General features: G+C 39.7%; 8 protein-coding genes. All 8 read right to left on the minus strand.

What is annotated here, in order from left to right:
• Positions 1-18: 18 nt before the first annotated feature.
• The 8 genes from flgL to recD2 all read right to left on the minus strand — a co-directional run bounded on the left by flgL (position 19) and on the right by recD2 (position 11,607).
• Positions 19-3,687: a flagellar hook-associated protein FlgL gene (gene flgL, locus ACQ4KW_RS18905; protein WP_430883988.1), complete on the minus strand. Its 3,669-nt coding sequence runs from the start codon at positions 3,685-3,687 to the stop codon at positions 19-21.
• A gap of 37 nt (positions 3,688-3,724) precedes the next feature.
• Positions 3,725-5,380, minus strand: coding sequence for a flagellar hook-associated protein FlgK (gene flgK, locus ACQ4KW_RS18910; protein ID WP_430883989.1), 1,656 nt, complete (start codon positions 5,378-5,380; stop codon positions 3,725-3,727).
• Positions 5,381-5,391: 11 nt separating this feature from the next.
• Positions 5,392-5,889: a flagellar protein FlgN gene (locus ACQ4KW_RS18915; RefSeq protein ID WP_430883990.1), complete on the minus strand. Its 498-nt coding sequence runs from the start codon at positions 5,887-5,889 to the stop codon at positions 5,392-5,394.
• 210 nt (positions 5,890-6,099) lie between these two features.
• Positions 6,100-6,384 (minus strand): flagellar biosynthesis anti-sigma factor FlgM, encoded by a 285-nt coding sequence (flgM, locus tag ACQ4KW_RS18920; RefSeq protein ID WP_430883991.1) that lies wholly within the window; start codon positions 6,382-6,384, stop codon positions 6,100-6,102.
• A 93-nt stretch (positions 6,385-6,477) separates the two neighbouring features.
• Positions 6,478-6,897 (minus strand): MerR family transcriptional regulator, encoded by a 420-nt coding sequence (locus tag ACQ4KW_RS18925; protein WP_430883992.1) that lies wholly within the window; start codon positions 6,895-6,897, stop codon positions 6,478-6,480.
• Between the two features lie 179 nt (positions 6,898-7,076).
• Entirely contained in the window at positions 7,077-7,811 is a 735-nt protein-coding gene (locus ACQ4KW_RS18930) for a ComF family protein (protein ID WP_430883993.1), read from the minus strand.
• A 33-nt stretch (positions 7,812-7,844) separates the two neighbouring features.
• Positions 7,845-9,344, minus strand: a complete 1,500-nt coding sequence (locus tag ACQ4KW_RS18935; RefSeq protein WP_430883994.1) for a diguanylate cyclase — start codon at positions 9,342-9,344, stop codon at positions 7,845-7,847.
• Positions 9,345-9,387: 43 nt separating this feature from the next.
• A complete protein-coding gene (gene recD2, locus ACQ4KW_RS18940; RefSeq protein WP_430883995.1) occupies positions 9,388-11,607 on the minus strand; it encodes an SF1B family DNA helicase RecD2 in 2,220 nt (739 codons plus the stop codon).
• Positions 11,608-11,709: the final 102 nt, after the last annotated feature.

An 11,709-nucleotide genomic window follows, 5' to 3' on the forward strand; every position in this document is an offset into this window, starting at 1 on the left:
GATGATCAATAGCATAGGTTAGTTAATAAAATCAACTAAAGACGGTTGTATAACTCTAGCACCAGTAGAAAGAGATGCCTGATAGACATTTTCTGCATTTTTAAGTTTCATGATAATTTCTGACATATCAACATCTTCAGCATCACTAAGGAGTTGCGTGTAGTTAATACTGTCATCATTTATACGGTTTAGTACAAGTTCCATACGATTCGTTTTACCACCTATATCTGACCTGATTGTGTTTAGATTATCTAGATGACCTTGCATTTTAGTAATAAATCCATCAACCGGACCCGTATATTCCTCTTGAAGTGCTTTCAAGGCCTCTTTAGCAACTACAACAGCTTGATCAGCAGCTTCTTTGGCTGCAATATCATCAGGATCTCCTGACTCTGCTATTTCCGCTGCATCCTCTGCAAAATCCTCTGCATCTCTAACAGCTTGCTTTGCATCGCTTATAGCTGTAAGTGTTTCTTCATCTAGCGCGGCGATAAGATCATCAAAATCTTGCATCATTTGACTCTTATTTGTACGAACAGCACGTATATCTAACTCACGAATAGTTCCATCGTTGGGCGAATTAACTGTCTTGAAAACAAGTGCCTCTTGACCAGGTTCCCCAATTTTGCTAACAACAACATTAGATGTTGGTGGAAATGCAGCATCTATTTCATTTTGAAGGCCTGTAATAAGTTCATTCACTGTATCATACTCGTCCATACTCATAGTGAGTGTCTTGGTCTCTCCATCTAGTGTAATGACAAACTCTTGATCGTCTACTGCTTCTTTTACCATCTCATCATTTATATACCCACCTGTCGGCATTTCAATTTCCTGAGTTTCTTTACCGACATTTGTTATCGATGCACTTGTAAACATGGTGTTACTCGCATCAAAAGATATATCATTTGTAGGTTTTTGATCTTTGATTGCAATTGTAAGTTCCCCATCGGAATTGAAATAAATGTCCGCCACTTCTCGAAGCTTTGTATCTCCACTCTTTGCTTTACCATAATTTTCAATAATGTCCTCTTGGGTTAGAGGGGTTCCTGAACCATCAAAAAGACTTTCATCCACATCAAAGGTATTGCCATCAATTGTAATGTCTAAGGTTTGTGCGGAATAATCATCCGTTAAAGTGACATTCCCAACAAGGGCTGTTGTATTGAATAAAGACTGAGCCCCTGTAATATTTACATCATCACCAAACTCTTTTGACTGGACGACAAGGTTGCCCGACTGGTCAAAATAGATGTCAGCCACTTTTGAAAGCACGCCTTCATTTGGCTGATAAGCTTTTGCATTCTTAAATAGCTCAATAATATCCTCATTATCAAGGGGAATCGAACTACCATCTAGCTTAGATTCATCAATATCATATGTGACACCATCGACTGTAATGTCAAGATTGTTTGTTTCAAGGCCTTTTCCCACATTTGTGCCTGTTCCAAATATGGCTGGATCAGCTGATGTCAAGACAAGGTTCGGTCTTTCTGCCTTGGCATTGATAACTAGTTTTCCTGTTGTATCAAAGTATATATCTGCAACGGCCTTTAGTATTCCACCACTGGCTGACGTGGAATTCTCAAAGACTTCAATAATTTCATCTTGTGTTAGCGATCCATCTAAAAGAGATTCATCCACATCGTACACAGAAATATTTCCGCTATTTGCAATACTCACATCGAAATTATATCCTGCTGAATAGTTTGTTGCAGTATTGAAATTTCCTACAAGCGAACGTTGTCCAAAGACTGTTGTTGTCGCACTTATGGTCACATCTTCTCCATGTCTTCGCGCACTGATCTGAAGATGACCGGCATCATTAAATTCCACTTCTGCGACACTTGATAGTAAAACACCACCATCAGATGCGTTCTTAAAGGCATCGATCACTTGGTCTTCTGTTAACTCTGTGAAACTACCATTTAAGACTGACTCATCTACATCAAATGTGTAGGCTGTGCCGTTCACATCCATGCTTATAGTCAAATCTTCTGCTGTATAATCACCAGTTAAGTCAAAATCGCCATATAGTGTGGCTTTTTCAATAGAGTAATCCGCTGTATTATCAAGCTTACCCATCATTGCCCCTTTTGAGGCGCCTACAGTTTCTTGCTTTGTATTTTCAACCAGTGTCTCTTTTACAAAATAGTTTTCAGGGCCTTCTATCTTTATATCAGCGCCAGTGGCAATGGCTTTTATAACAAGCATGCCACTGTCATCAAAGTATATATCTGCTGCATCTTCTAGTGTTCCTGTATAAGGGCTATAAGCTGTAGCTTGCTTTAACACCTCAATAAACTGATCTTCAGTTAGTGGTGTCACTGAGCCATCAAGGGCTGATTCATCCACATCATATACGACATCCCCTACACGAATATTCCATGAGTCATCACTATCCCCAAAACCTACGTTTGTAGACGCATTAAAAGCTTCAGAATCTGCAACACTAATATTCGTATCCGATGTCAAAGTATTTGGCGTTATAACAAGTTCACCTAGGTCATTGTAATAAACAGTGGCATTTGCACCTAGAGTTGTAGGGCCAGGTGCTGTGGCATTTTCAAATAGACTTATAACGCTTGCTTGATCAAGATTACCAGTAAACGCTACTTGATTCACATCAAAAGTTGTTGGTGTACCACCCACATCAATTGTAATATCAAAATCATGATCCGTCGTATAGTCGACTTCTGGATCAATATTTGCTGTAATAGACTGGTGAGCAAATACATCTCGTCCACCTTCTATTTTTACAGTCTCCCCTTGGTCAAATGGGGTAATGACAAAATCACCTGCATCAAAAATAATCTCAGCATAATCAGAAAGAGACTCACCATCTTCTGTTTGTGCATTTGAAAAAGCATCAATAACTTCTTGTTCTGTTAGGGCTACTGACGATCCATCTAAAACACTTTCGTCAACTTCAAAGACTTTCTCTTCACCATCTATCGAAAGCGTGAGGTTCAAATCTTCAGCCGTATGGTCAGCATTTAAATCAAACTGACCCATCAGTTTAGCATCCTTAACATCATAAGATGCTGACAAATCAACTGTTCCCTTCAGCTGAACATTACTGCTATCAGGTAAGGCAACATTAAGAAGGTTCTCTGTCTCCACCATACCAAATAAATCAAGACCATTGGTACTGATATTCATAATATCGCCTATACCGATTTCATATTTGGTTGTCAATCTATTTTCGATTTCATAATTGGTAAAATCAATATTGTAAGTGCCATCTGCATTCATAAGTTTTTCATCTGTATGATATGACGAAAAAATGTATCGTCCTGCATACGTTGTATTGGCTGCACTGACTATATGATTTTTTATCTGTTGTATCTCATTTTTGATTTTATCAACATCTCCAGGGGCGTTAGAACCATTGGCTGCCTGAACAGTCAACTCTCTAACACGTTGAAGGGCTTCATTCATATCTATTAAAGCAATTTCAGTCGTCTCAAGCCAAGATAATGCATCACGCGTATTGTTTTTATACTGCTCAAGTTCTGATAAATCTGTTTTATACTTCAACACCTTAGAGATGCCTATGGGATCGTCCGTAGGTGATTGAATTTTTTTGCCTGTGGCCAGCTCATCCTGATATTCACTCATTTTAATCAGGTTTTTATTCACATTGTGGAGCAGCCCAGTGATCAACATATTATTTGTAATACGCATATAACCATCTCCAAAGTTTTTCGTGACTTACCTATTATTATCTACCAACCAGACCCAGTCTGTTTACAAGCAGGTCTAGCATTTCGTCCATTGTATTGATCATTCTGGCGTTTGCAGAGTATGCATTTTGGAACCTGATCATATCGGCCATCTCTTCATCGAGTGAAACACCCATAACAGATTCTCTTGAAACGCTTACGTTTTTAACCAAGAGTTCCTGATTGAGTACAATACTCTTTGTAGCCTGACCATCTACACCTAAGTTAGAGACCAGTGACTTAACAAAGTCATCTGGGCTACCCCAGTCATACAATTCCACATCATGACGGATGTTAACCATGTTCAGAACATTGTCAGCACCGCCTGGAAGGCCTTCCACTGTTGAAGAGGCCGCAATTTTATTCACATCTTCTAGATCTTTTGAAATAGAAATTTGGTCTGCTGGAATAACATCCACAACATAGTACCTGTCATCTATTAAGCGTAAAGTTTTGCCTTTTAATTGTGGATTGTTGTCAAAGAAGTTACTCGAGTTTTCTCGAATCAGTTCTGTTGCATCTGCATCTGACATGTCATCCGTTATACCCTGGTTAATTTGATCTGTCACGTCCGTAGGACTGCCACCATCAAGACCATAGGCAAGGAGGTGTTCTCTAAAGTCTTCTGTAGACATACCATCAATTGTAAAGAAATCAATATTTGTTTCTCCATGAAGGTCATAGCCTGTGCTATGAATTCTGTTAAATTCAGCTGTTAGGGTACTCATAAAACTATTGAGTTTATCTAAATAATAAGGAATACCCTTGTCATCGCCTTCAATTTCATCGCGGACATCAAGAATACCCTTAACACGCCCTGCTTTGGCCCTAAAAGGAGACCCATCTTCCCAGGCAATATCCACAAGACCTTCAATGTCTGTGTAGTTGTTCTTCTCTTCACGCTCTGTCAGCACCAAACTGTCCGCACGCACGTGGGACACTATTTCATGACCTCCAATAGACACGTGGAACTTATTGTTGTGGTCTTCATAATAATCTATATCTGCCAGTTCAGACATTTTATCAAGTAGGAGGTTTCTTTGGTCACGAACGTCGTTGGCCGTTCCACCAGTTAACTCAGTTTCAAAAATTATCTGATTAAGGTCAGCAATTTGTGAGGCATAGTTGTTTAAGTTGTTAACAGACACCTCAAATTCAAAGTTTAAGTCTTTTTGCAAATCTTTCATGGAAGATGCCATGTTTCCAATCCCTGTTGTGAGGGCAATGGCACGTTCACGAACCAGGGTTCTTACTGATAGGGACTCAGGATGCTTATTGAGTTCCTGAATGGACTCGAAAAAATCATCCATTAACTGACGAATCCCTGAATCTGTTGGTTCGTTTAGTGTTGCTTCAATATTCCTGATAACTTCATAGCGGGCTTCATGTTCTGTTAGCTTACTCATTTCCCCGCGTAATTGAAAGTCTAAAAACTTATCTCGAATTTGCCTAACCGCTTCAACATCGGTCCCTGTACCGAGGGTTCCCATACCGCCTGCTAATATGTCTGGACGATATGCTTTCATGTCAAGTCGCTGACGGCTATAGCCTTCTGTATTTGCATTGGACACGTTATGAGATGTAACATTTAAGGCTCTTTGATTGGCAAACAGCCCTGACATCGCTATACTTAATCCTAAAAATGAACTACTCATAATATCCCACCTTACGCTTTCGCATCAAAGCTACCAGGACGCTTCTTCTGATAGTTGATGTTTGCCTTGTCGCCATAGTTTGTTTCTGCTTCATCTATGCTTGAAATGAGATTCACATTGAACTCGATCATGTCCATTGACTGTTTGATGAGTTCACCGTTGGACTCGTTTACATCCCTAACATCACTCATTAAATTCTCCAGTTTTCGCTTGACAACTTCAATTTTTTCTCTTGACCCAGCATCGACAACTTTTGTAATATCATCAATAACATCGACTTTTTGGAGTCCAGTTTCCTTCATGATTTCTGTCACGATTTTATCCCGAATTTCTTCCAATTTCATAAGACTTGCAATAAGGGCATGTTCTCTTTTCGTGATTTTATCCAGTTCATCAATGTCACCCTTGATAATAATGTCTTTTTTCATCTCACCAAGTCGTAAAACTTCCGTATATATTTCACAGTCTTTTTCAAGTGCTAGAATTAATTTTTCAATAATACCGCTCAAACTGGTTCACTCCTTTATTGGTCGATCAATACATGCTAAATATTCTTGAAAATGCCTAAAGGTTCTACATTTATCTCTAAAAAAAGCACGGAAATTTTCTTAAACGCATCATATCCTTATGACTTGTTTAAATCGAACTCCGTACTTCCCTGTACATTCACTCTATTCAATTTGTTTCTAATTAATTTGAGAGCAGGGTGTCCCATTCGGTTACCCCTGCTTCCCAATTCGTTCTAACAGCTTTTCTGCTACATCCTCAGAAGATGGCTTATATGTGCCGTTTTTAATCTGAGCACGTATTTCATTAACCTTTTCTTCGCGAACATCAGGCACTTCTTTTAGGGCCTTCATGGCCACTTGAATTTCACGTGCTTGAGAAGAAATTTCAATCTTGTCTTCTTCAAACTTCATGCCTTCAGCCTTCTTCGCCTTTGGTGCTGTTTTACCATAGGCTTTCATAACACTTTGGATGTTAGGATTACTTTGTATTTTCATTAAGAATACCCCCAATCACACCGTCTTTCTATACATAGTATCGGCATAACTGGGGGTATATTTAACCTTTTTTCGATTTTTTTTGATTTCTTCTTAACGACGTTTCTTAACATGCATACCATGACTTGACTTTGGTCTTTCATTTTGCGAAGGCGTGTCCTCTTTGCCTACACCAAATGCATCGTTGAATCCATTTTTGAGTTCATTCTGGCAGGCGTCACAAAATCGACCTGATTTTATGGATTTGCCACACCTATCACACGGATACCCTACACCTTCACCCTTAAGTTCAAGGCGTCCTTGTCGCAGCCACTTTAGAATAAGGTCTTCATCAATTTCCAGTTCCTCAGACACTTCTACCACATTGGTGTCTGGATTGTCATATATATATTCTCTCGCTTGCATGAACATATCATCTTCGTCGCTGCTGCAGCGCGCACAATATTTTTGACCTATTTCTTCAGCCTGAAACACACGGCCGCACTTTGAACAATTCTTTAACTTTGAAAACATGATCGCACCTCCAATAAAAGCTTGGATTATTTATTCGTTTCATTCATCCAAGTACATACCCAAGTTTTTTCAAAAAAATTACATGCAGTGTCTTAATAATCACTTAAACACTTAAATTATCCTGAAACTTTCAGAGTATTGTCCATTTTTAAACATTATACCATGTGCACCTAAGAAAATCAGTCCCTAAAATTTACAGAAAGCACAGCACCATATACATTCAGCGCCCCACTTTCAAATAATGCCTTTGCACAGGCATTCATAGTGGCTCCCGTGGTGAATATATCATCAATAAGCAAAATACGCTTGCCCAGCACCTGTTTTTTGTCTGCTAAGAATAGGCCATCCATCAGAGCTTTTCTTTCCAATCTGTCAAGGCCTTTCAGCCGCGGTGTGTTCTTACTTCGCACCAGAGCTTCATGACTGTAAGGAACACGAAGCATATTTGAAAGAGGCTTCCCAATCAGGTCCATTTGGTTAAATCCTCTTTGCCTCAATCGGTTACTATGGAGGGGAACAGATACTATTAAATCTATCTCTTGTGATCTTGTTGCAAGAATAACGTCTCTCATCATTTCTGCCAAAATTTCACCTAAATAAGTGTGCCGCTTGTATTTAAGATCCATAATTAGGTCCTTGCCTATTCCAGAGTAATCGAAACAAGCTTCACAGTTCTCAAGATGACTCACTGATTTCTGGCAATTGTAGCATACACCGACTTCTGTTTCTTGAATAAGAGGGCCACCGCAAGTCTTGCAGGTTGGTCCCTTTATCCATCCAATATCCTCTAAACAGGATTCGCAGAGTCCATAGCGGTGGACTTTATCCAAATCTAGATCCAGATCGCAGGCCGCACAACTTATATGGCCTGGGAATATCAAATTCAAGACAGAATCTTTTATTAGCTTGAGCAAATCATTAGCCTCCACAACCTGTAATTTATGACATCACTCATAAATATATTGATTTCCACCGGTTCTTTTTGCGGCATACATGCGTTTATCTGCCACATCGACAAGCTGGTCAGTCGCCTTTGCACAGTGGGGATAACAAGCGATCCCAACACTCATAGTCACCTGGTCTCTAATATTCTCAACACACTCAATTTCAAGAGTTAACTTTTCAACAGACCGCCTTATTCTTTCCGCTAAATGTTCCGCAGCACTGTAACAGCTATTGGGTAAAATGAGGGCAAATTCTTCGCCACCATATCTTGCCGCGACATCTGTCTTCCTTGTATTTTCAGATATAATCCGTCCAATATTTTCAAGTATTCGGTCTCCAGTCAAATGACCATATGTGTCATTGAATGTTTTGAACTTATCAATATCAAGAACAAGCACATAGACCCTTTGACCTGTGAACTTGGCTTTTCTGATTTCACGTTCAAGTGAATCATAGAAATATGACCTGTTATAAAGTCCTGTTAAATCATCCATTTGGGCACTTTTAGCTAGCGTTTCATGATAAAGAGCACTGCCTATTACCATAGAAACTGTGGATGCCACAGCATACATGACCTCTTCTTTATTCAAATCCATATTTAAGGGGCTTTTATTCGAAAAGAGCAGAACCCCAAATCGATTGCCTTGATGTTCCAGTGGAAATATTCCCAGTGCATTCTCTTCATTCTTGAACCGGACGCGTTCGAGCAAGTCCATGTTTTGGTTCAGATCCCCACACACTATGGGCCTACCTGTACGGAAAACTTCCCCAGCCAAACCCGACTCAGGACTGATAGAATATTTCATCACCGTATCAGGATATCTGGCCTCTAGCTCGAGTTCACCAGTTTCCTGGGAATATAACATCACGGCACAAACATCAACACCAATACCATATGTTATTATTCGTGTGATTTGCTTTAAGACATTTTGTAAATCTGGAAAGGAGTCCATAACCTTTGTAATAGCATATAAGGTTTCCAATTCATCAATTTTTTGATGGAGGTCTTTTTTGCTTTTAACTATGGTTCTTATGTGAATCAAGTGTGTGAACACACTTACCAAAATGCCTATATATAGGATGATCGTGTTTGTATCAATGCTTTGCAAACGTGTCATTAACAGAACAGCAAACAGACTGAGCAGGGTAAGACCATTTCCAAGCCTGTATCTTTTTAGATGATATGCCCCCATAATTAAAAGGGCATGAAGTATATGAAAAGAATAATTGTTCATCCCTTGCTGAAGGCCTATAAGAATATAACTTGAAATATATCCAACCAATATGAGGGCTGATTCAGCTTTTAATTTGAGAGTGTGGTCTGTCTCCTCAATAAAACGAAAAAACAAATATGCCAGAAGTGTTGCGACTGGAACCTGATATATCAGTCCACCATGAAGTGCTTCGGCTATTATATGATCCAGATTCAAATAGACCACTACAAATAACAAGGCCGAATAGACAAATTTCATGGTGTTCTTCTTTAATTTCAAATTAGACATAATAGTACCACCACCCCACACAAAGGACTTTTGTACTACCATTTTACATGATAAATCCATCCTTCACAAGACCTTCTAACCTGTATTTAAGTCCAGACAATCGCTCTTGCTGTTTATCATTGTTGACCATTAGGTTCAGATACTTCTTTTCTCCCACCAAGACCACAAGCTGTTTTGCCCTTGTTACTGCTGTATACAAAATATTTCTATTCATGAGCATAGGCGGTCCACTCCAAACAGGCATAACCAGAACAGGAAACTCACTGCCCTGACTTTTGTGAACTGTCACGGCATAGGCATGAATGAGCTCATCAAGCTGTGAAAAGTCATAGTGAACAATGCGACCATCATCAAAGTGGACAACAACGTTTTGATCTGACATGTTCATGCCTTCAATATAACCAATATCACCGTTGAAAACCCCTTCTCCACGTTCGTCATCCTTGGTTTTCCATTTCATTTGGTAGTTATTCTTTATTTGCATAATTTTGTCACCCGTACGGAAGATCCTCTCTCCTAGCCTCTTTTCAGCGCGTCCAGGTTTGGGAGGATTCAGGACCTCTTGAAGCAGTTTATTAAGCTGGATGGTTCCAATGGGTCCCTTTTTCGTTGGTGTCAAAACTTGAATATCATGCACTGGGTCCAGTTTATAATAGTCGGGCAGACGTTTTTTAACCAATTGACTGATTGTGCTTGCAACCGATTCCTGCCTCTTCGCATTTAGAAAGAAAAAATCTTTATTCTTGGAATTAAGTTCAGGCATTTGTCCCTGATTTATTTTATGGGCATTGACAACGATCATGCTTTCCTGTGACTGTCTGAATATTTCTGTAAGTCTTGCTACGGGCACGGCATCCGCGGTGATAATATCCTTAAGCACACATCCTGGGCCAACGGAAGGCAGCTGATCCACATCGCCCACCAAAATAACTCGGGTTCCTGATTTAATAGCTGACAGTAGATGATTCATAAGTAGAATATCCACCATGGACGTTTCGTCAATAATGACCACATCACAAGCTAAAGGGTCTTCTTCATTTTTCATGAAACCCGCTGATTCATTGCCTTCGCTATAGGCATATTCTAAAAGTCTATGAATGGTTTTTGCCTCTTTGTCTGTGGCTTCACTCATTCTCTTTGCGGCTCGCCCTGTGGGCGCAGCAAGAAGCACTTTCAAATATTTGCTCTCAAATATGTCTAAAATACCATTGATTATAGTTGTCTTCCCTGTTCCAGGACCACCTGTGATCACAAGGAGCCCGCTTTTCATAGCCGCCTCAATGGCTGATTTTTGATTGTCAGCCAGGCTGATGCCCTTTCTTTCTTCAAAATCTTTGATTTCACTTTTTATATTCATACCTGGTATTTCCGATGCACCAGATGCCAGTTCTATAAGTTTTTTGCATACCTTTGTCTCTGCATAGTAAAGGGGGGCTGGATAGAGATGGTCATTTTCATCTATTCTTTCCACATGAAGCGTTCCCCGAATGAGCATGTCCGATATGACGCCTTCAATTTGTTCCCTTGGAACCGTTAGCACATCTGATGTTTCCTTTATAAGCCACTCTTTTTCTGCAAAAGTATGCCCTTTCATGACATGGTGCCCCAGAACATATTTTATGCCTGTGGCAATTCTGTAGGGTGAAACGGGTTCCACTCCCATCTCCTTGGCAATCTGATCGGCCATTTTAAAACCAATGCCTTGTACTTCATCGGCCAACCTATATGGATTTTCAGAAACAATGTCAATGGTCTCTGGCCCATACAGTTTGTATATTTTCATAGCATAATTTACTGAAATACCATACTTCTGAAGAAAAAGCATAATGTCTTTTAGGGCCCGTTGTTCAAAAAAAGCACCTGCTATTTCATCTGCTTTTTTCTTACCAATCCCGCTGACTTCTGTCAGTCTCTCAGGATCATACTGGATAATATCAAGACTAAGTTTGCCAAATGTGTCAATGATTCTTGCCGCTGTGGCTGGTCCAATGCCTTTTATTATGCCGGAAGCCAAGTATTTTTCAATGGCTGTTATATCGGTGGGCATGACAATTTCACTGCTTGTCACCTCAAGTTGCTCGCCATAAGTTGGATGCATGACAAATCGCCCGCGAAAGATCATGTCTTCCCCTTCGTGAATGATAGGTATGTAGCCTTTTACATAAAGAAATTCATCGCCTGATTCTACAACGGCGATGACAAAGCCATTTTCTTCGTTTTTAAATACAATTTCTTCTACAGAACCACGTATTTCTACTGACATGATGCACCATCCAATTTTGTTCTACTCCCGACAACTAGGTTCCAACCATTTTTCTTAGACATAAATTATATCATAATATTTGACTGAACAGGCTTAAAACAC

Origin of the sequence: Tianxiuia mixotrophica (assembly GCF_050596425.1) — a bacterium.
Classification (GTDB): Bacteria; Bacillota; Clostridia; order Peptostreptococcales; family Acidaminobacteraceae.

What these genes read in the sequence shown, in the direction of transcription:
- ACQ4KW_RS18935 (WP_430883994.1), bottom strand. Translation starts at nt 9,344, where the DNA reads ATGTCTAATTTGAAATTAAAGAAGAACACCATGAAATTTGTCTATTCG.
- recD2 (WP_430883995.1), bottom strand. Translation starts at nt 11,607, where the DNA reads ATGTCAGTAGAAATACGTGGTTCTGTAGAAGAAATTGTATTTAAAAAC.
- flgK (WP_430883989.1), bottom strand. Translation starts at nt 5,380, where the DNA reads ATGAGTAGTTCATTTTTAGGATTAAGTATAGCGATGTCAGGGCTGTTT.
- flgL (WP_430883988.1), bottom strand. Translation starts at nt 3,687, where the DNA reads ATGCGTATTACAAATAATATGTTGATCACTGGGCTGCTCCACAATGTG.
- flgM (WP_430883991.1), bottom strand. Translation starts at nt 6,384, where the DNA reads ATGAAAATACAAAGTAATCCTAACATCCAAAGTGTTATGAAAGCCTAT.
- ACQ4KW_RS18925 (WP_430883992.1), bottom strand. Translation starts at nt 6,897, where the DNA reads ATGTTTTCAAAGTTAAAGAATTGTTCAAAGTGCGGCCGTGTGTTTCAG.